We start from the raw sequence: 23,888 nt of genomic DNA, 5'->3' as shown, positions 1-23,888 counted from the left end.
ATTTTAATTTTAAAGTTTGGTACACTAAAGCTTGTTTAGGGATAGTTTCTAATCATCACTGCTAAATAAGTCTCTAGTGTAGACTTTGTCTTTAACACAAGAAAGATTTTCATCAAGCCTGTTTGCAACTATCACATTTGATATTTTTTTAAACTCTTCAAAGTCTTTTATAACCTTTGAATTAAAAAAATCATCTTCGTCTAAATTTGGCTCATAGATTACTACAGGAATACCTTTTGCTTTTATTCTTTTCATTATCCCTTGTATTGCTGAACTTCTAAAGTTGTCTGATCCTGTTTTCATTACAAGTCTGTATATACCTACGGTGTTGTTATTAGTATATTGGTTATTTGTTATTGGTTTATTATCATTTAGTTTTTTTATTATACTATCTGCTACAAAATCTTTTCTTGTAGAGTTAGCATTTACAATTGCTTCTATTATATTTGATGGTACATCTTTGTAGTTTGCTAAAAGTTGTTTTGTATCTTTAGGTAAACAATATCCACCATATCCAAAACTAGGATTGTTATAGTGACTTCCAATTCTTGGATCTAATCCTACACCTTCTATTATTTGCTTACTGTCTAAATCATGTGCTTCTGCATATGAATCTAACTCATTAAAATAAGCTACTCTCATAGCTAAATATGTATTTGAAAATAGCTTAACAGCTTCTGCTTCAGTTGAATTAGTAAATAATATATCTATGTTCTCTTTTAAAGCTCCTTGCTCTAAAAGCTTAGCAAATATAGTAGCTCTCTCACTTTGTTCACCAACTATTATTCTAGATGGATATAAATTGTCAAATAAAGCTTTTCCCTCTCTTAAGAATTCTGGAGAAAAGATTATATTTGATGTGTTAAATCTTTCATTTATTCCTTTTGTATACCCCACAGGAATAGTTGATTTAATTACCATAGTAGTATTAGGATTTATTTCTAAAACATCAGCAATAACATACTCAATAGATTTTGTATTAAAATAGTTTGTTTCAGGGTCATAGTCTGTTGGAGTAGATATGATTACATAGTCAGCATTTTTATACGCTTCTTCTTTGTCTAAAGTAGCTTTAAAACTTCCTTCAAAAGATTCTGGGTTTTCATGGATTTTAGTTAAATATTCTTGAATCTCTTTATCTTCAATAGGACTAATACCATTGTTTATCATTTCAACTTTTTGGGGGATAATATCTAAAGCTATTACATCATTATGTTGAGAAAGTAGTAGTCCATTTGACAGTCCTACATATCCTGTCCCTGCTATTGCTATGTTCATTTGTGATTCCTAATTTATATATTTGAGTTTGGGATTATACTAGAAGTATTTTGATTAACTAATAAAATCAAAATACTTCTTTAAAGTGAGTTATTTTTTAGTTTCTTTTTTCTTTTCAAGTTCATAAAAATAATTAGTAGCTTCCACAAATCCTTCTACAGAACCACAGTCAAATCTTCTTCCTTTGAACTTATATGCTAATACCATACCTTTTTTTGCTTGTTCACACAATGAATCTGTTATTTGCAACTCTCCATTTTTCCCTGGTTTTGTATTCTCTATTACTTCAAAAATCTCTGGTGTTAAGATATATCTTCCTATTACTGCTAGATTAGATGGTGCTTTATCTGTATCTGGTTTTTCTACCATATTTGATACCATATATACTCCATCTTCCATTGGTTTTCCCTCTATTACTCCATATTTATGTACATCTTCTTTTGGTACTTCCATACAAGCTACGATACAACATTTATATTTATTATACAAATCTACCATTTGTTTTAAAATACCATCACCTTTTTCATTTACACAAAGGTCATCTGCTAATATTACTGCAAAAGGATTATTATCTCCTACTAATACTTTCCCTTTATAGATTGCATCTCCTAAACCTTTCATCTCATTTTGTCTTGTATATGTAAAGGTACATGTCTCTATAATTTTTCTAATATCTTTTAAAAGTGATTCTTTTGAACTTCCTTTTATTTGGTGCTCTAATTCATATGAAATATCAAAGTGATCTGTAATTGCTCTTTTACCTCGTCCTGTAATTGTTGCCATTACATTACATCCTGCTTCCATCGCTTCTTCTACACCATATTGGATTAATGGTTTTGTCAATATTGGCAACATCTCTTTTGGCATCGCTTTTGTTGCTGGCAAAAACCTTGTCCCATATCCTGCCGCTGGAAACAGGCATTTTGTGATTTTTCCTGTAGGTGTACTCATTTATCAATTCTCCTTGTTTTTTAGTTATATCCGTTTGGATTTTGGCTTTGCCAATTCCATGAGTCTTTACACATTTGTTCTATATCTTTTTTTGCTTCCCATCCTAAAATCTCTTTTGCAAAACTTGGGTCTGCAAAACATGAAGCAATATCTCCTGCTCGTCTTTCTACAATTTTATAAGGTATCTCTTTTTTAGAAGCTTTTTCAAAAGCTTTTACAACATCTAAAACAGAGTAGCCATTTCCTGTTCCAAGATTTACAATAAGTGGTTTTGTAGTTTTATCTTGTGAGTTTAAATAATCTATTGCTTTTACATGCCCATCAGCTAAGTCAACAACATGAATATAGTCTCTAACTCCTGTTCCATCAAGAGTGTTATAATCTCCACCAAATACAGATAAAAATTCTCTTTTCCCTACGGCAGTTTGAGAAATAAAAGGCATCAAGTTGTTAGGTATACCATTTGGGTCTTCCCCTATAGTTCCACTTTCATGTGCACCAACAGGGTTAAAGTATCTTAATATTGCTATTTTAAATTCATTGTCACCAATATATACATCTTCTAAAATTCTTTCAATCATGTATTTTGAAGTTCCGTATGGATTTGTTGTTCCTCCCACTGGAAAATCTTCTTTTATAGGTGTTGTTGCAGGATCTCCATAAACTGTTGCAGATGATGAAAAAACTATTTTTTTACAATTGTTTTTTTGCATCACTTCAAGAAGTTTTTGAGTTCCACAGACGTTGTTGTCATAGTATTTTAAAGGTTTCTCTACAGATTCACCAACTGCTTTTAATCCTGCAAAATGAATAACTGAATCAATTTTATATTTATCAAAAACCTCTTGTAGTTTATCTTTATCTCTTATGTCACCTTCTATAAAGTCTATTGATTTATTTATGATTTTTTCTACTCTTTTTAAACTCTCTTTTGATGAGTTTGAAAGATTGTCATAAACTATAAAATCATAATTTGCATCACTAAGTGAGATAAGTGTATGTGAACCAATATAACCAGCACCACCAGTAACTAAGATTTTTGTTTTTTCTTGCAAGGAGTTTCCTTTAATAATTTTAAAGGTGATATTTTACTCAAAATAAACTTACAAGTTATTGATGATTTTTTCTTGAAACTAATTAGTTGCAAAGTAGTTACATTTGATACTTTTGTTACTTTATGGTTATTTTTGAGACTTTTTTGAGACTTTGTACTAGTAAACTTGTATTATATAAAACTGAATTCAAAGGGAGTTATCATGTATGAAGGTATAAATGTCCAAAATGGTGGAATTACGGTTGATTTAGATAGTTTACAAAAAACTGAAAATGGTGAATTGATTTTAGATGGAATTAGTTCTTTAAAAGTTTTTGTTGAAAATGGTGCAAGCTATGATCAAACAAAACTAGAAATCTTAGAAAATAATAATGATGTAAGAGTATCATTTACTGATGCAAATGGTAATGAAATTTTTATGATCCTTAAAGGCCTAGCTCAAATATTACTTACAAACCAAACTGATAATCCTGTATTTGAAGTATTTGAAGGACCTACCCAGTTAGCAACAATGACTACTATAGATGATCTTGAAGCAGCAGCTGCAGGTGGAGCTCCAGCAGGTTCAGATCAAACAGCAAACCCAGCAGGTGCTGGTGATTTAGATGGTACTGACAGTGGAGACTCAGGAGCTAGATTAAATGGACTTCCTGGTGCTGGACCTTTTGATCCTACAGCCGCAATTATAGGAAATTTTGCTCCAGTAGTATTTGATGTTTCTTTAGAAGATATTGAAGTATTAGGAGAAGAAGGCGCAGGAGATAAGAATATTATAACTGGAGCTTTAACTGTATTTGATGAAGATGAAGAGGATATAGGACTTCATACATTTACTCCAATAGAAGGTTCTCTTGTCGTTACAAGTTTTAATGAAGATGGAACTGAAAATGGTGTAATTACAGTTGAAGATGATGATATATTAGTAGTTTTAAATCCAGATGGAACTTTTGAGATTAGTGGTGATTTTAACAACTTAGGTTTAGGAGAATATGCAACAGTAAGTTTTGATTATTTTGCTACTGATATCGAAGGTGCAACAAGTAATGTTGCAACAGTGACTTTAACAATTGAAGGTACAAATGATATTCCTGTTGTTACTGATGTGAATTTGAATGGTTCAGCTGAAGATCAAGTAGTTCAAGATTTTGAAGATGGCTTAATACAAGATGATAATAGTTATATAATTTACGATAATAATTTGAGGGTTTTAGATACTAGTACTTATCAAGCTAGTGGTTATGTAAATGGTATCATAAGTGGAGATAATGTGGCTTATAATGCTAATGGAGTTTCACCAATTTCTTTTTCTTTTACTGAAGTTGTTACCTTTGAATCTACATACATGACATCTTCTTGGTATACAACTCAAGATGTAGTTTTTGAAGGTTATTTAAATGGTCAACTTATTTATACTTCTGATTCTATTGAAATAAATTATAATGGACCAACATTAATCGAATTAAATTGGGATAATATAGACCAATTAATAGTTTATAATACTCCAACAGGAATAGATGTTCAAGAAGATAATGGAAGTGGTTCACATTGGGCAATGGATGACTTTACATATTCATTAGGTTCAGGAAAAAAAGTTGTCTATGAAACAATCGATGCAGATTCTCAGGATACAAATGGAAATGGAATATTAAGAGATGATGAAGTTAACAATCTTTTTGAAGGGACTTTAACAGTAAGTGATGATGACGATAATGACACTCATGAGTTCTTTATGGCGAGTTTAGAAGAAGGAAACTACAATATTGGAACTGAAGAAGAACCAATGTTAGTAAATCTTGAACTTGGAAATTTAGCTGATGATTCAACATTATCAATAGATGATATTGATTTAGACTTAACTATTAATACTGATGGTACATACTCTTTAGGTGGTAACTTTACTTCATTAGCTGTAGGTGAAACAGCAACTGTAACTATAGAATATTATGCAGTAGATGATAGTGGAGCAGGGTTAGGAGATGCAAATAATGAACCAGAAGAATCTGAACATAAAACTATCACATTTACAATCACAGGAACAAATGACCAACCAGTAGTAGAAAATTTGGATTTAAATGGTGGTAATAGTGGAATTTCAGATATTCCTAATCAAGATGATTCTCCAGTACAAGGTGTTTCTTCGGGATTAGTTGGTTATTATGATATGGCCGAAGGTTCAGGAACTGTTATTCAGGAGGAGATATTATCATTAGGTGGATTTTCATCAAAAGATTTAGATGATTTAACAGCGCAAGATATTGAAAATCTAAATGCTTTATATATTGATAAGTATAGTTCAACTTCTGAGTTTACAAACAATTTAGCTTCAATTCATAGTTCAGTTTATAATGGAATGACTTTAATTATAAATGACGGAAGTCCTTCTGAAGCAAATTCTATTCTTCCTGGTTTGACACAGACTTTAGTAAGTTCGTCTTACAGTAATGCTGATGTTAATATTGGTCCTGATGGTGTTGAATTGTCAAATGGTACATTGGGAAATTTAGATGATTCTTCGTTAGATGGTGGAAGTTCATCAATTCATGGTGCCTTTGAAAGTAGTTCTTTACCTGATGGAGCTAAAATTTTATTAACTTCAGGAAATGCTAATGAAGTTGTAGCTTTCTCTTATGAATATGGTTCGGGAACAGTTATCTATTCTACAATGCCATTGATGGCTTATTTTGACCCTGATTGGTTATATAATAATCCAAATTATCAAGATTTTATTGCAGCAGCAAAAATATATATAAATAATACTGTAGAAGATGAGTTAGCAAATGATATAGTTTACGAAACAAATGATACAGACTCAACAGACACAAACGGAAATGAAATATTAAGAGATGATGAAGTTAACAATCTTTTTGAAGGGACTTTAACAGTAAGTGATGATGATGTAAATGATACACATGAATTCTATATTGCAAAAGATGGAATAACAGTAGTAGATAGTCCAGTTGATTCAGAGAATAATGAGATAATTACATTGGATGATTTAGATATTACTATAAATCCAGATGGGACATATAGTATAGGTGGAGATTTTACAGAATTAGCAGTAGGTGAAACAGTAACAGTAAATGTAGAATATTATGCAGTAGATAATCAAGGAAAAGATGGAACAGATGGGATTAATGAAACTTCTGAATCTGAACATAAAATTATCACATTTACAATCACAGGAACAAACGATCAACCAGTAGTAGAGAATATTAACTTAAATAATTTAGATGATTTACAATCAACTGGCTCAGATATTGGTCATATTCCATTTGAAGGAACACCAAATGGTTTTACAATTTCGTTTACTTTAAACCTTGACTCAGCAGTAACACAAAATACACCAATAATATATCAAGGTGAAGGTTTTCCTCCAAATTCAGGGTACATAGCAGCACCTTATATTGCAATTAGTAATCATCCTGTTTATAATCAGTCTTTACTATTCCAAATGGGAGATAGTTATGAACATTTTTATTCGGACTTTAGCTTTTCTCCAGGGATAGATTATGATATCCAAATGGTATTTGAAAATGGGACTGTTAATCTTTATGTTGATGGAAATTTAATTTCTCATGCGTATGATTCAGGCGATGCGAATTTTGACTCAGTACCTACAAATAATGAAACTATGTTTATAAATGATGTAGGGATGACTGTTTCTAATTTAGTAATTCTAAACGCAAATGGAAATCAGATTAATGTTATTGATAATAGTTCTGTATTATATGAAACATTAGATACAGACTCAACAGATACAAACCAAAATGGAGTACTGTTAGATGAAGATGGGAATAATATTTTCACAGGAACTTTAACAGTAAGTGATGATGATGTAAATGATACACATGAATTCTATATTGCAAAAGATGGAATAACAGTAGTAGATAGTCCAGTGGATTCAGAGAATAATGAGATAATTACATTGGATGATTTAGATATTACTATAAATCCAGATGGGACATATAGTATAGGTGGAGATTTTACAGAATTAGCAGCTGGAGAAACAGTAACAGTAAATGTAGAATATTACGCAGTAGATAATCAAGGAAAAGATGGAACAGATGGGATTAATGAAACTTCTGAATCTGAACATAAAACTTTAAGCTTTACAATTACAGGAACAAATGACCAACCAGTAGTAGATGAAGTAACAATAGATGTATTAGAATCAGAATTAGCTAGTAACCCAGATAATCAAACATTGACAATCAGTACAGATAGCCAATATGCATTAGGTAATTATGTAAGCGATGATGATGTAAATGATACCCATACATTCGCAAGAGCAGAAGGAAGTACGATATCATTAAGTATAAATACTACAAATGCAACATTGCTAACAGCAATAGCGAATCAAGATTTAGCATATATAAAAAGTGTACTAGCTGAAATAGTAGCAATACCAGAAGTAACAACAGCATTGACAAATGGGATAGATGCAATACCAGCAATAGATGTACAAAGTACAATAGCAGCATTTATGGCAGCACCAGATATCGCAACAGCATTGGCAATAGTGAATTCAACATTTGGTACAGTAGGCGTAACAGCACAGTTAGATCCAGTAACAGGATTAACATTGTCAATAGATGATGCAAGTGCATTAGAAGCAGAGAGTTTGTTAAATGTAACAGTAAACCAAGATGGATCATATGAAGTAACAAGCCCATTGTTTGATCACTTAAGTGTAGATGATAGAGTAAGTGTAAGCTTTGACTATGTAGCAAATGATGGAACAAATGATGCAAATGGAGAGACAAATGTATCAGAAGCAAATACAGTTACATTAAATATTCAAGGTTCAAACGACCAACCAGTAGTAGATGAAGTAACAATAGATGTATTAGAATCAGAATTGGCTAGTAACCCAGATAATCAAACATTGACAATCAGTACAGATAGCCAATATGCATTAGGTAATTATGTAAGCGATGATGATGTAAATGATACACATACATTCGCAAGAGCAGAAGGTAGTACAATATCATTAAGTATAAATACTACAAATGCAACATTGCTAACAGCAATAGCAAATCAAGATTTAGCATATATAAAAAGTGTACTAGCTGAAATTGTAGCAATACCAGAAGTAACAACAGCATTGACAAATGGGATAGATGCAATACCAGCAATAGATGTACAAAGTACAATAGCAGCGTTTATGGCAGCACCAGATATCGCAACAGCATTGGCAATAGTAAATTCAACATTTGGTACAGTAGGAGTAACAGCACAGTTAGATCCAGTAACAGGATTAACATTGTCAATAGATGATGCAAGTGCATTAGAAGCAGAGAGTTTGTTAAATGTAACAGTAAACCAAGATGGATCATATGAAGTAACAAGCCCATTGTTTGATCATTTAAGTGTAGATGATAGAGTAAGTGTAAGCTTTGACTATGTAGCAAATGATGGAACAAATGATGCAAATGGAGAGACAAATGTATCAGAAGCAAATACAGTTACATTAAATATTCAAGGAACAAACGACCAACCTGTAATTCAATCTATTTCAAAAATTGACGGAATTTATGAGTTAAATGATTTAATTACAGAATTCCCTTGGGAAGAGTATTATTATGTATTATCTCAAGAAGACTTATTTGCAAATACTATAATATCAGATGATGATGTAAATGATACACATACTTTACAATTAGCTAGTGCTTCAATCTTATTTGATGGTGGTATCTATTCAAATAATTTCCAATACACATTTGATCAAAATAGTGCATCAGGACCAAATAATCCAATATCAAATCCTGTGAATTCAGGTATTCTTGAAGTTACACAAGATTTCCTTGATAATTATCCTCAAGTAAATGCAAATGTTGGAGATTTTATTATTTATAATTCAGAATTCAATCATCTAAGTGCAGGAGAAAAAGTATTAGTTACTTTTGATGTTGTAGCAAATGATGGAACAAATGATGCAAATGGTGAAACAAATCTTTCTGCTCCAAAAACAGTAACAGTTGAAGTAGTAGGAACAAATGACCAACCTGTAGTTGAAAATATTACCTTAGGAAATACACAAGCAACTATTATTTATGAAGAAACTTTATTAGATGTTGGTACTTCTGAAGATGTGGTATTTAAAGGAAAAGTAGCTCAAGCTATTGATGAAGATATAAACAATACAAATCCACACTATTTATTAGTAGGAAATATCCAAGTAGAACAAAACCCTATATCTTTGACAGCTAGTGATATTGAAGTTGTTCTTAAAGATGCTGCGCCAGGTGGATGGAGTACAACAAGAGATTATGAAGTTTCAAGTGATAAGTTTAACACTTTAGCAGAAGGTGAAACAGTAACTTTATCATTTAATTATAAAGCTTCTGATTGGGAAGGATTTGGAACGACAGGAGATGCAAATAATGAACCATCTCATAGTGAAGTTAAAACAGTAACAATAACAATTACAGGTACAAATGATACCCCTGTCGCAAAATCTTTTATCCATGACGGACCAGCAAATAATGGACAAGTTTGGGAAAATGCAGGTCAACAAATTGTTATTGACCCAACAAGTGATTTTGGAGTAGATGATTTATCTTCTATTGCAGGATATGATGTAGATGTAAATGATACTTTAAGAGTTAATTCAATCTCAAATGATGCAGGAGATACTGTAACATATGATGGTGTAAATGCAACAGCTTGGATAGAAAGTAATAGTGGAGTTGCAGTAAGAATCAATGCAGATGGAAAAGTTGAATACAACTTAAATATGTTTAAAACAAATGGTGAAACAGTATTTGATCATCTAGATGCAGGAGATACAACAACTGATACTTTCAATTTTACTTTAATTGATGACAATGGAGCTGTTAGTAATACAGCTGTTGCAACTATAAATATCTTAGGTACAAATGATAAACCAATTATTAATAGTAATTTAGTTGCTAACTTAACTGAAATCAATGAAGATGTTTTAGATGCAGATAATACAGGTACATTAGTTTCAGCATTATTAGGTAACTCTGTTAATGATTTTGATGATGATGCTGTTGAAGGTATTGCTGTAACAGGTATTGATAATACAAATGGAACTTGGCAATATTCAATCGATGGTGGAACTTCTTGGAATAACTTTGATAATGGTACAAGTGATACCAATGCTACAATGTTATATGATTCTTCACTTGTAAGATTTGTACCAAATGAAGATTATTATGGAACTGCTGATATCACATATCATGCATGGGATCAAAATGGATACAATTTAGTTAATGGTTCAACGGCTGTTGACATCACTAGTAGTTATGGTGGAATTAAAGGAACAGTTAGTACTGATAGTGCTACTTCATCAGTAACAGTTGATTCGGTACAAGATTTCATCGCTAATACTCAAGGAAATCCTTTAGTTGATACAAGTAAAGATAATAAAGCTAAAGTATATGAAGTTGGAATTGATGATGCTAATGATAATAGTGAAACTGATACAAAAGCATTTAGAATAGAGTTTGGTGATGATACTCCAGGAACTATAACTTTCAATGCAACTCAAACAGTACCAAATGGACTAACTTCTGGTGGAGAAGCTATTGTTTATGATGTTAGTGCAGATGGTTTAACAATTACAGCAAAAACACAAACTACAGATGAAGTTGTATTTACTTTAGAAATAGATAATACTACACCTCAAACTGTTGGTTCATATACTAATACTAATAGTTACACAATGACATTATTTAAACCAATAGATCACCTAATGAATCAACATAATGGTGAAACTAAATATTTAAGTTTTGATTATGATTCAGAAGATTCTGATGGAGATGTAAGAAGTGGAAAAGTAACTTTACAAGTTGTAGATGATGTACCAACAGCAGGATGGAGTGGATATACAGATAATAATGGACAAACAGGATATGTAGTAACAGAGACAACAGATGCAAATGGATTTGTGACATTAAGTACAAGTGGAGCATCGTTGAACTTCGATGGAGGAGCAGATGGAGCTACAGTAACAGAATTAAGATTTGCAAATGAAGTAGGGGATAAAATCCAGACTAAATATGTAAGTAATAATGAGAGATATTTCTTACAATCACAGGGTGAAGATATAGTTCTAGAAAGAACAGGATTAGATATCACAGGTAAAGCAAACGGAGTAACAGTATTTACAATAGTAGTAGATGAAGTGACAGGAGATTATACCTATACACAATATGCACCAATAGATCATGTAGAAGGTTCAACTTCAGGAAGCTATCAAGATGAGATAGTAAATTTAGTATTACAATATACTGTAACAGATGGAGATGGAGATACAGCAACAGGATACTCTACAGTAAGAGTAGAAGATGATTCTCCAATAAGTTTATCACAAAATGGGATTGCACAAAATGCAGTAGTAGAAGAGTCAAATGTAGGAGATAGTACAACTGCAAGTTTAAGAGTAGATTATGGAGCAGATGGATTTGCAAGTGTAGCCTTTACAGGAGAAGTTCAAGGATATATGCATGACCAATTAACTTCAGGTGGAGTACCAATTACTTATGACTTTAGTATCCCAGGAAAAGTGATTGCAAAAGCAGGAGCAGAGACAGTATTTGAAGTAATATTAAACGCAGATGGAAAAACATATGACGTGAATTTAATAGGTTCATTGGATCATACAGCACCAGATGGACAAGCAGGTGGAAGAGATGAAGGTCAATCAATAAACTTTGTGTTTGAAGCAACAGATAAAGATGGAGATACATTAGAAAGTTCATTATCTGTAAGAATAATTGATGATGAACCAATAGCATCATGGACAGCACCAGTATTAGTAGATGAGGCGAGTTTAAATACAGTAGTGAATGGACAATTAAACTTTGATGGTGGAGCAGATGGAGCTGAAGTAACATCAGTATTCCACCATTGGCAAAATGCTAATGATGGAACGGTAAAAATATATGATGGACCAAATGGAACTGCATTTACATTAACTTCAGGTGGAGAAGCAGTAGTAGTAACATATGAAGATAATGGAATGACAATGATAGGAAAACTATCAGATGATACAGAAGTGTTTAGATTAGAAGCACAATCAGATGGAAGCTTTACATTTGTACAAAAAGAGGCAATAGATCATCCAATAGGAAGTACACAAGAAGATGACTTATTGTTAAAATTAAAATTCACAGTAACAGATGCAGATGGAGATACGTCAACAAGTAACTTTGGAGTAAAAATTACAGATGATACACCAGTTGCAGATTATGGAGGAAGAAAAGATATTTCTGAAGCAGATATTGATTCGTCAGTTCCAGCAAGTGTAACTGGACAATTAACATTTGATGGAGGAGAAGATGGAGCCACTTTGACAGATGTAAACTTCTGGGGAGAAGGTTCACAAGTTATGGTTTATGATGGACAAGGAAATCCACCAATAGCTTTAACGTCAAATGGTGAGCCAGTTATTGCAACACAAATGGTAGATGTAAATGGAGTAATTACAATTACAGCAGTAGCAAATACTACTCCAGTTTATACATTAGTTGTGCAACCAGATGGTAACTATGAATTTACATTAGAAGGTCCAATAGATCATCCTCAATCAAGTCTTACAGGACAAGATGAAGAATTGTTATTAAGATATAGCTATACAGTAACAGATGGTGATGGAGATACAGATGTAGACTACTTTAGTATAAATATCATTGATGATGTACCAACAATAGATGGAATGTCAAGTGCAAGTACAACAGAAGCCGATGCAAATAATGATGGAATTTTTGATGAAGCAGTTGTGACAGGAACATTAGGAAGAATCAATGAAGGTGCAGATGGAGCTATAGTAACAGAGATGCATATCTCAAATACTGCAGACTATAATAACTTAACATCAGGAGGAGATGCAGTAACAGCGACTCAAGTAGGAAATGTTATTACAGGAGCTAAATCGGATGGAACAGTAGTATTTACATTTACATATGATGAAAATGGTAATTATACATTTACACAAAAAGAGCCATTAGATCATAATGGTAGATCAGAAACCCTGATTAAACTAGGGTTTGGATATACAATCACAGATGCAGATGGAGATACAGCAAGTTCAGCATTAATTGTAAGTATTCATGATGATGAGCCAATTGTAGTTGCTGATACAAATAGTGTAAGTGAAGCAGCTTCTGGAATTACAACAAAATCACAAATTAGTGGAAATATTCTTACTAATGATAAAGATGTAGATGTGGACAATGATGATGCTATTGAGATTATAGGTTTAGAGATGACTTCTCCACAAGCTATATCAAGTACAGTTGCAACTCATACAATTAATGGACAACTTTATGAAGGATTCCATATTACTGGAGTATATGGAAATATCATGGTAGATGCAAAAAGTGGTGAATATATCTATAATCTTTATAATGATAGAGATATAGTAAATGAATTATCAGAAGGTGAACAAGTTAATGAAACTTTCTCATATACTATAACTGATGAAAATGGAGTTACACAAGTATCTACATTGACTATTAATATTACAGGAACTAATGATGCACCAGTATTAAGTTATAATTCAATTGAAGATTTAATTAATGAAAATATCTCAGGAAAACTATTAGGTACTTTAGATGTTGAAGATGTAGATTCTAATATTAACTCAGCAGGTTTTACTATTACTGGAGATGATGCAAGTCTAGTAGAGATAAGAGAAAATGCTGGACAATTTGAATTATGGCTTAAAGATTCTGCTGTAGTTGATTTTGAAACTAATAACTCTTTAGATATAACAGTTGCTTATGCTGATGATTATTCTGCAAGTGATAGTGAATCTATAAGCATTGGTATTACAGATGTTGAATTAGGTGTTGTCGAAAACACACAAAACATTTCACTAATTACTGAAGAAAACATTGGCACTATCCATGGATATGAAACAACAAGTGATTCTCCAGTTGAAGCTGCAACTGATACAGATGATAGTTCTATTACAAAAACATATCAACTTGACCCTTCATTAGCTGGTCAGTTTGTTTCTATAAGTTTTGATACAACTACTTATGGTGATGGTGGTTGGGAGGAAGCCACAGCTACAAATTGGGCAGATTGGGTAACCGTTGATGATGGAAATACTGTTCAACAAATAGATGCAGACTCAAATGCCACTGAAACTCATAATATAAATGTAAAAGTAGGTGCAGGTGGAGTTTTAACATTAGTATTTGATGCTAATATTACAGGTAGTGATAGTGGTCCTAGACAAGAATCTGTTGATATTAATAATTTAAATATAAATACTTTTGTTGCAGATATTGCATTAAATGGAGTTGAAACATTAAGTGATACAAATACATATAGCTTTAGTCATAATTTGGGAATTGCCTATGCAGGTGAGACTGTAAGAGTTTACTTTGATACTAACACGTATGGTTCTGGACAATGGGATGAAGCATCTGAAAATAATACCGGTGGCTATTCAGATTATATTGAAGTTAGTGATGGGTTTACAAGCCAAGAAATTTATCCAGCAGATGGAATGAATACTTATTATGTTGATGCAATAGTAGATTCTACAGGAAGTGTAAACTTAGAGTTTGATGCGAGAATTACAGGCGTAAATGAACATTTAGATATAGATATTACTTCTATTGATGTGACTGATAAAACTATTGATTTTGGAAGTGATGATTTAGAAATAGATATGGCACAATTATTATCAAGTGCAGAAGATTTCAATCCAGATGGTTCTCAAACTTCTATTGATGAAATAGATTTATCAAGTGGCGATCATATTCTATCAAATATTAGTGTTGGTGATGTATTAGCTATGACTGATAGTGATAATACATTAAAAATAGAAACAGATAGTGGAGATACAGTTAAATTAGATTTAACTAATGAATGGACTGCTACTGGTAATATTGATGTAGATACAGGTTTAGATATTTATGAAGGTGTTACAGATTCAAGTGTTAAACTTTTAATTGATTCACTTAATGTAGAAGATACAAATATCTAAATTCTTAAAAAGTCGAGAATAATTTCTCGGCTTTTTTAAACTAACTGATAGCCAATACCAAAACTATTTTTTATATTTTCTTTTCCTACTTTTTGTCTAAGTCTTGAAAAAAGTGATTTAAAAGCTGACTCAGTTATTTGTTCATCTGCCCAAAGATAACTTTCAATCTCTTCTTTGTTTATAGTTTGACCCTTGTTCGAAATAAGAAGCTCTAAAAGTCTAAATTCATTTTTTGTTAGTTTAGTTATAGTTCCGTTATTTTTTAAGATAGTCTTTTCTTGATAATCGTAAATGTTTCCATTTGATAGTATTATTGTCACATTTCCATGATTTAACAAGTATTTTGCAGTTAAATTTAAAGCATAAATCAAATCTTCAGCTTTTGTAGGACGAACTACAAAATCAATTACTTGAATTCTAATTGCTTCAAAAAGATATTTTTCATCTTTTTTCTCAGATAAAATTATTATTGGTATTGTTGGATTGTGTTTTCTGATTTTTTTACATAATTCAATACCACAACCATTTGCCAAGTCAAAGTCTGTAATAACTACATCAGGGTGTTCTTCACAAAATTTTTTTATTCCTATACCACTTGTATGAGAAATTATAACTTTGTTAAAAAAGATATTCAATATATTATTTTCTTTTTCGCTAATTAAGTCTTCTTTTGAGATGAAAAGAACTTTTAAGCTTTTTAAAATCTCTTTTAGTGAATAAGCCATTAAATTTGATTAACCTTAGTGTTACTTTTGTTACAAATTAGCAACTAAATTATTTTAGTTAAAGTTTTCTTAAAGCTTCATATGCTAAATTAAGAGATAATAAATCACACAATTTGTTAAAATAAAAATTATTTATTGACTCTTTAAGGAAAACATTATGGGAAAAAAAATCAAACTTAGCTTTCCAGCTATACTATTTTTAGGTGCATCACTAATGCAAGGTCAAACTATTAAAGAAGTAGTTGAACATACTATCTCAAATAATCCAAAAATTATGGCTACAGTAAAAAATAATGAAGCTTATAGGCTTTATATTGATGAAGCTGAAGGTGGATACTTACCAAAGCTTGATTTAACAGCATATGTTGGTGTAAAAAACACAAAAACAAATCCAGATGCTGGAAATAATACAAGTACTACTGATAGAGGTTATAATGCTCAATTGGATTTTGAACAACTTATTTATGATGGTGGACTAACTACTGGTCAAATTGATGAGGCACAATTTAGATATAGTTCAAATAAATATTTAAATGATTCAATTGTGGATGATATTATTTATGATTCTTTAGACTCATATTTAAATCTTGTAAAATACAAGAATAGAGTAGCCGTAGCAAATGAGAGTTTAATTGTTTATAATGAATATTTTCAAACAGCAAAAGAAACAGCAGAAATTAGTGGTATTGCTTTACATGAATCACAAGTTAATGCAAAAATCCACTACGCAAATAATAAACTTTATCAAGATACTAACAATCTTTTAAGAGCAACAAGTTCGTTTAAAAAGAATGTTGGGATAGATGATGATGGAAAGTCTTGTAGACCAAACCTTGATGTAAAAGCTATACCAGCTACTTTAAAAGAGTATATTGATCAAGTTTTACTTTCAAGTCCAAAGATTTTAGAACAAGTTGAAAATATCAAAGAGCAAAGAGCAATTTTAAATCAAAGTGATGCGGCATTTTTCCCTACTTTAAAATTTAAAGCTCAAGGAATTTATGACAAAAGTTTAGTTACAACTGATGAGCAAACAAATGTTTACAGTGCAAGAATAGAGTTAACTTATAATTTATTAAATGGTGGAAGTGATAAAGCACAAAGTGCTAGAGAAAAAGCATTTTTAGCTGAATCGCAAAAAACACTTGATACAGTTACCGCTGAAGTTATAGATGAAGCAACATCAGCTTATAATGCATATGCATATGCTAAAAAAAGAGAAGCTGAACTGTCAAAATATATCACAGATAATCAAGAAATCCTAGGTTATTATAAAGATCAATTTGAAGGTGGTACAAGAACTTTTATTGATGTTTTAAATATTGAAAGAGACTTAATCTCAGCAAAAGAAGAATTAATTGATATTCAATATGATCTTGATTCTGCATATTTTAATATCTTTAAAAATTTAGGAACAATCAAAGAGTCAGTATTAAGTAGTAATAATGATACTTGTACTGAAACAAAAATGCCAGCAAAAGCTGAACCAGTAAAAGAAGAAGTTGCTTCTGAAGAGGTTCAAGCTTTATTAGCTGATGATACAGCTAAACCTGCTCAAACTGAAGAGATGATTGTTGGAACTTATGCAGTTTATTTTGTTGCCCACAAAGATATCGCAGATACTCAAAAAGCAATTGATAAAATGCAAGAAGCTGTTGGTCCTGATTATAAAATAAAAGTAGAACCAGCAAGAGGTTTACAAAGTGGAGTTATTTATAATCTAGAAGATATGAAAACTGCTAAAGAAGTTAGAGCTATGGCTAGGAAACTTTATGCAGATTCTTATATAATAAAAGTTAAATAATTTAAAATACTTTAACTTAGGAATACTTATTGGATGATTTAAATAACGACTTTGATAATGTCGTTGAAAATAGAGAAGTGGATACTCTTTTAGAGTCTCTACTTTTCCTCTCAAAATTTCATAAAAGAGCAGCTTCTGCTGAGTCTTTAATTTCTGGACTTGCAATTCATGGTTCTGTTATGACACCTGCAATGTTTATAAAGTCTGCAAAAAGAGTAGGGCTTGTTGCAAAACCTGTAAAAAGAAAAGTTGAAAAAATAGAAAATATGTCACTTCCTGCTGTGGCACTTTTTAATACAAATAAAGCTTGTGTTGTATTAAATGTAAATGTATTAAAAAATCAAATTACAGTTATAATTCCTGATTTAAGTCTTGGTGAAATAACTATTTCATTAGATGATTTCAAAAAAGAGTATAGCGGAAATCTTTTAATCATAAAACCTGCATATAATTTTGAAAATAGAGTTGATAAAGATGTAAAAGTTTATGAAGCAAAAAGATGGTTCTGGAGTACAATGAAAAAAAATCTTAAGATATATTATCTTGTGATTTTAGCTGCCATTTTAATCAATCTTTTTGTTATAGCCGTACCTCTTTTTACTATGAATGTTTATGATAGAGTTTTACCAAATAAAGCAGTTGATACACTGTGGGTACTTGTATCAGGTATTGCAATTGTCTTAATATTTGATTTTATTTTAAAACTTTTAAGAGCACATTTTATAGAACAAGCTGGAAAGCGTGCTGATATTAGGATGTCAAGTAAAATATTTGATCAGCTTTTAAATATCAAATTAAATGCAAAACCATCTTCAACAGGTATGTTTGTAAGTAGATTACAATCCTTTGAAAGTGTTAGAGAGTTTTTTACAACAGCAACTATAACAGCTTTTGTAGATTTACCTTTTGTGGCACTTTTTATAGCAATAATATTTTTTATTGGAGGGCCTTTAGGGTATGTATCTTTAGCAACAGTATTTATTGCTATTTTATTTTCTTGGATAATGCAAAGACCAATAAAAGATACAATTTTAAAATCTGCAAAAGAGGATCAAATAAAACAAACAGTTTTAACTGAGGCTGTAACAGGCTTAGAGATAATCAAAAGTGTAAGAGCTCAAAATAGAATGAGAACTCACTGGGAAAAATCAATTTCACAAACTTCATATTATGGAAATAAATCCCATTATCTTTCACAAATTGTTACTTATTTTGTAGGTTTTATTTCACAGTTTTCATCTATTGCAATTGTTGCAGCTGGTGTTTTACTAGCAAATGAAGGTGAAGTTACAATGGGTGCAATTATTGCAGCTATGATTTTAAACGGTCGTGTAATAGCTCCTGTTTCTCAAATTGTTGGTATGATAATTAGACTTGATAGAACAATGATTAGTTTAAACAATATAGATGAAATTATGAATATGCCTGTTGAAAGAAGTGCACATCAACATTATTTAAGTAGAGAAAATCTTGATGGCGATATTGTATTTAAAAATGTAAACTTCTCATATAATGACCAAAATTTCAAAGTATTAAAAGATGTAAATTTCACAATTAAAAAGGGTGAAAAAGTTGGAATTATAGGAAAAATAGGTTCAGGGAAATCAACTATTGCAAAACTTTTAATGAATCTACATGAACCAACTGATGGCTCAGTCTTAATAGATAATACAGAATTGCGACAAATTGATCCAGTTGATCTTAGACGAGCAATAGGCTATGTTCCTCAAGAACCATTTTTATTTATGGGAACTATTAAAGATAATATTACCATTGGAGATCAGTTTGCTACAGATGAAGAGATTTTAAGAGCTTCAAAAATAGCAGGTGTTCATGACTTCTTAGGAAAACATCAAGCAGGTTATGATTTACAAGTTGGTGAAAGAGGTGATGGATTAAGTGGCGGTGAACGACAATCTGTAACACTTGCAAGAGCCCTTGTATCAAATCCAAATATTATGATTTTTGATGAGCCAACAAACTCAATGGATGATTTAAGTGAAGAGCAATTTAAAAATAGAGTTGCAAATATTGTAAAAGATAAAACTGTTATTGTAATTACCCATAGACCATCAATCCTTTCAATAGTTGATAGACTTATAGTAATTGATGATGGTAAGATTATTGCAGATGGTCCAAAAGCTAAGATTATAAGTTCTTTTGCAAATTCTCAAAAAGTAAGTAAAAAAATAGTGAGTCAGAAAAAATGAGAAATGAAGAAGATATAAGATTTGTAAATACTCTTTACGCACAAGAAAATTCAAAAATAAGCTCAATGGCTTTAGTTTTGTTTTTGCTTATTCTTGCTTTTTTCACATTTGCAATTTATTGGGCATATGTCTCACCTATTGATGAGTTAGCAAGGGGTGAAGGTAAAGTTATACCTTCTGAGAAAATTCAAACAATTCAAAGTTTGGATGGGGGTATTATTTCAGATATTTTAATAAATGAGGGTGAAATTGTAAAAAAAGGGCAACCTTTAATGAAAATTGATACCACAAGATTTCAAGCTTCCTTTGAAGAAAATAAAAAAACTTATACCCACTTAATAATCACTCAAACAAGACTTGAAGCTGAATCAAAAATTGATTTAGATAAACCTCTACCCACTCTAGAGTTTTCAAAAGAGATTATGCAAGAAGCTCCTGAATTTGCAAAAGCTGATCAACAACTTTTTAAAAAACGAATTGATGAGTTATTAAGTACTATTGAAACTTTAGATTTTCAATATAGACAAAAAAAGCAAGAGTTAGTAGAAACTAAAAATAAAACATACCAATTAAGCAGAAGTTTAAAACTTGTTGGACAAGAAAGAGATACTATAGCAAAGCTTGTGGAAAGACGTTCAAGATCAAATGTCGATTTACTTAAAATTAAAAAAGAGTATTCTCAATTAAGAGGTGATTTAAATGCTGCAAGACTTTCTATTCCTAGATTAGAACTTGCTATTGAAGAAGCTAAAAATAAAAAAGAGGAAAAATTAAAAACTTTTAAAGCAGAAGTTTTTAATGAACTTCAAAAAATAAATACAGAGATAAAAAAATATGAATCAAAGCTTATCTCAGAAGAAGATAAACTTTCTAAAACTATTTTAGTTTCACCTGTAAATGGGATTATTAAACAAATAAATATGAATACAATTGGTGGTGTTATTAAATCTGGTATGGATTTAATCGAGATTGTCCCTGATAGTGAAATTTTACTGGTAGAAGCAAAAATAGATCCAAAAGATATTGCATTCATAAATCCAAAACAACAAGCAATTGTAAAAATCACAGCCTATGACTTTTCTATTTATGGTGGATTGGATGGTAAAATTGTTGAAATATCTGCGGATAGTATTAAAGACAAAGAATCAAGGGATGAAAAAAGCTATTATAAAGTTGTAATTCGAACAGAAAAAAATTACTTAGAAAAAGATGGTGAAAAACTTCCAATTATTCCAGGTATGATTGCTTCTGTTGATATTAAAACTGGAAAGAAAACAATCTTAGATTTTATTTTAAAACCTATTTTAAAAACAAAACAAAATGCATTGCATGAAAGATAAGGATTATTATGTTTAGTGTAGAAAATGAACTTTTAGAAAATCTAGACACCAATAATCTTTTACCAATTGATAATGATAATTTTGAAGTTCAAAATTTATTAAAAACATACAATTTAGAAGAAGAGGGGAATTTAGTAAACACTATAGATGCCCAATACTCTATTCTTACAAGTTTCATTTCAAAAATCTACTTAGAAAATAAAGACTTACCTGATGATTTAAAAGATTTTATAAAAAATAGTTACAACTATAAAATATATTTATTAAAAGATATTGAAACTAGAATGAAAGATATCATCACAAAAACTTCTGTAAATATATTTAAAGAGATATATATATTATTAAATCTTTTGTCTAATGGGAAAAACTACAATCTTATAAATGAAACAAATGAATTTTCAACTCAAAAATTACAAGAGTTACTTTTAGATTATGAAGTTCAAGTTTGTGAAGAGTTTTTAAGAAATGATGAAAAAAGTTTTGAACTCTCGTTTAGTTTTTATTTATCATTATTAGAATTATTAAATGAAGTATGTATTATCAATTCAATTGATATTCAAAGAAGAAAAAACATAAATGCCATTTTAGAGCTAATGACTTCTTCTATAACTAATACAAAAAGTAAAATTACATTAGATGAAAATAGAATTGATTCTTTAAATGCAATTTTAGGAAAAATGCTTTTATATTTTACAAACTTAACTTATCTCTCAATTGATTCAATCAATAAAAATATCGTTATTCAAAAATATGTATTTATGTTAGAGAAGATTTTCGATGGTTATAATCTTTTAAATCAAGATAAAAACTATTATATAACTTTCCTTGAAAAGATAGTTACATTAGTTTTAACATTAATCTATAAATTGAAATCAAAACTTCATATCGAGAATATTAAGCTATCTGACTCAAAAGAGTTAGAAGACCTTTTTAACTTATATAATAAACATGTAAATGAAAATGAAGTAATCCAAAGTGATAATCTAAATGATTTTAGGGATAAACTTTTATTAAAGTATAAACTTATTCATTCAAGTACTAAAAATAGTTCTTTAGATGAAAACCTAGATTTAATTGATTATTTTATTAGTCAAGAAGAGATATCAAATGTTGACATGATAATACTTCATAATATAGTTTTATACAGTGATAATATTTCAAAAGAAAAACTTGATAACTTGTTTAGTTCTTTACTTGAAAAGAATAAATATGACAATGATTATTTTGAATATTACAAATTAAAGATTATAGATAGAATTTTGCAAAAGTATATTTCTCTTAAAATTGAAACATCAAAAAATCAATATATTGAACAGATTATTACTTATGTTGAAAAAAACAATTTAGTTTCTCACCTTACAGGTATTTATTCAAAAATTTATCTTAGTTTGTCTTTATACTTTTCTTATGAAAAATTGATAGTCTCTCAAGAAAAATCAAAAGAGTTTTATTTTATATATAAAAGATTAGATAATAATTCTTACTTAGAAAAAGAGTTTCATTCAATAAATAAACAAATACTATTTAATTATGGTAAAAACTATTTTCAAGAGTTTAATTTTAGAACACAAGTTAATTTTTCAAATGTTCAATTTATCCAAATTGGACAAAATTTAATTAACTCTTTTATAAAACAAAAAGATTTAGAGATAGAAAACAACTCTTTATTATCTATTGAAACACTTACTAAAAGCATTTTAGATATGAATGAGCCAAATGAAAAATGGTTAAATAAAGAGATAGAATCTCTTGTTATAGATAAAATATTTTTAGGTTTAGTGAAAGCTGAAATTGTTAATACAGAAGAAGAGGATAAAAAAGTAGAAGTAGGTTTTGATTTTATAGAACTTGATTTAATCAATGATTATAAAATGAAACTATACTATTCTAGTTTTTATAAAAATGCTGTAATAAAACTATTAGAGAGTAAAAAAGAGTTTATTCAGTTAGTTGTACAAAATATATTAAAAAACTATTTAAATAATATCCCCTCATATACTGATGTTGTTACAAAAATACCAAATATTAATAAATTGAAAAATGTATTAAGAGAAAAAGACCAAGAAGAGATTTTATTTTTTGAAGTTTATTTAAATTCATTAGTTGAGTTTTCAAAATCACATAATGTTAAAACTTCAAATGAGTTTTTTAAAGTAATTACTGACAAAATTTCTGAAGAGTTAAGCCCTTTTAGATTATTTGGTCCAAAAATTGGATTTATAGTAGATGAGAGTGAAGACTACAAAGAAATCATTACATATTTAGAAGAACTTAAAATTACATATGATGGAACTGCATATGACCTTGACCCAACTATCGGTATTTCAAGAGGGAAAGCAAGTACTATATTAGATAAATCTTTTTATGCTCTTTCTTCTGCAAAACTATCAGAAAGTAAAGTATTTATATATCAATAAATACTAAATTTTAAAGAATTTCAAAATTTAAGCTACATTTTAGAAAAAACTCTTGACAAGGGGTAAAAATTCTATTATAATTCCCGTCCAATTTGAGTGACACACTTAACGAAAAGAAGTTAAGAGTATCGATTCAAA

The 23,888-nt window shown here is 30.1% G+C and carries 9 protein-coding genes; 5 read left to right on the top strand and 4 right to left on the bottom strand.

Annotated elements, in window-relative coordinates:
* Positions 1-48: 48 nt before the first annotated feature.
* From FDK22_RS11195 to galE, 3 genes are all read right to left on the bottom strand, one after another.
* Positions 49-1,278, bottom strand: a complete 1,230-nt coding sequence (locus tag FDK22_RS11195) for a nucleotide sugar dehydrogenase (protein ID WP_138153063.1) — start codon at positions 1,276-1,278, stop codon at positions 49-51.
* 90 nt (positions 1,279-1,368) lie between these two features.
* Positions 1,369-2,229 carry a UTP--glucose-1-phosphate uridylyltransferase GalU gene (gene galU / locus FDK22_RS11190; RefSeq protein ID WP_138153062.1) on the bottom strand — a complete coding sequence of 287 codons (861 nt, stop codon included), beginning with the start codon at positions 2,227-2,229 and terminating at the stop codon, positions 1,369-1,371.
* Positions 2,230-2,249: 20 nt separating this feature from the next.
* Complete coding sequence (gene galE, locus FDK22_RS11185) at positions 2,250-3,284, bottom strand: UDP-glucose 4-epimerase GalE (protein WP_228711705.1); 1,035 nt, start codon at positions 3,282-3,284, stop codon at positions 2,250-2,252.
* A gap of 201 nt (positions 3,285-3,485) precedes the next feature.
* Between galE and FDK22_RS11180 the strand changes: the two genes are divergently transcribed.
* Positions 3,486-15,254, top strand: a complete 11,769-nt coding sequence (locus tag FDK22_RS11180) for a T1SS-143 repeat domain-containing protein (protein ID WP_138153060.1) — start codon at positions 3,486-3,488, stop codon at positions 15,252-15,254.
* A gap of 35 nt (positions 15,255-15,289) precedes the next feature.
* Here the strand turns inward: FDK22_RS11180 and FDK22_RS11175 are convergent, their stop codons facing one another.
* Complete coding sequence (locus FDK22_RS11175; RefSeq protein ID WP_138153059.1) at positions 15,290-15,979, bottom strand: response regulator transcription factor; 690 nt, start codon at positions 15,977-15,979, stop codon at positions 15,290-15,292.
* Between the two features lie 157 nt (positions 15,980-16,136).
* On the opposite strand from FDK22_RS11175, the gene FDK22_RS11170 reads away from it, so the two are divergent.
* Genes FDK22_RS11170 through FDK22_RS11155 form a run of 4 tightly spaced genes read left to right on the top strand, consistent with a single transcriptional unit; the run spans position 16,137 to position 23,750 of the window.
* Positions 16,137-17,783, top strand: coding sequence for a TolC family protein (locus tag FDK22_RS11170; RefSeq protein ID WP_138153058.1), 1,647 nt, complete (start codon positions 16,137-16,139; stop codon positions 17,781-17,783).
* A gap of 29 nt (positions 17,784-17,812) precedes the next feature.
* A complete protein-coding gene (locus FDK22_RS11165; protein ID WP_138153057.1) occupies positions 17,813-19,993 on the top strand; it encodes a type I secretion system permease/ATPase in 2,181 nt (726 codons plus the stop codon).
* On the top strand, positions 19,990-21,333 hold the full coding sequence (locus tag FDK22_RS11160) for an HlyD family type I secretion periplasmic adaptor subunit (RefSeq protein WP_138153056.1): 1,344 nt from the start codon (positions 19,990-19,992) through the stop codon (positions 21,331-21,333). Before FDK22_RS11165 ends, FDK22_RS11160 begins: the two co-directional genes overlap by 4 nt.
* 8 nt (positions 21,334-21,341) lie before the next feature.
* A complete protein-coding gene (locus tag FDK22_RS11155; RefSeq protein ID WP_138153055.1) occupies positions 21,342-23,750 on the top strand; it encodes a hypothetical protein in 2,409 nt (802 codons plus the stop codon).
* Positions 23,751-23,888: the final 138 nt, after the last annotated feature.

The sequence above is a fragment of the Arcobacter arenosus genome (assembly GCF_005771535.1).
GTDB classification, from domain to species: Bacteria; Campylobacterota; Campylobacteria; order Campylobacterales; family Arcobacteraceae; genus Halarcobacter; species Halarcobacter arenosus.
This window is presented reverse-complemented; position numbering and strand designations above follow the sequence as displayed.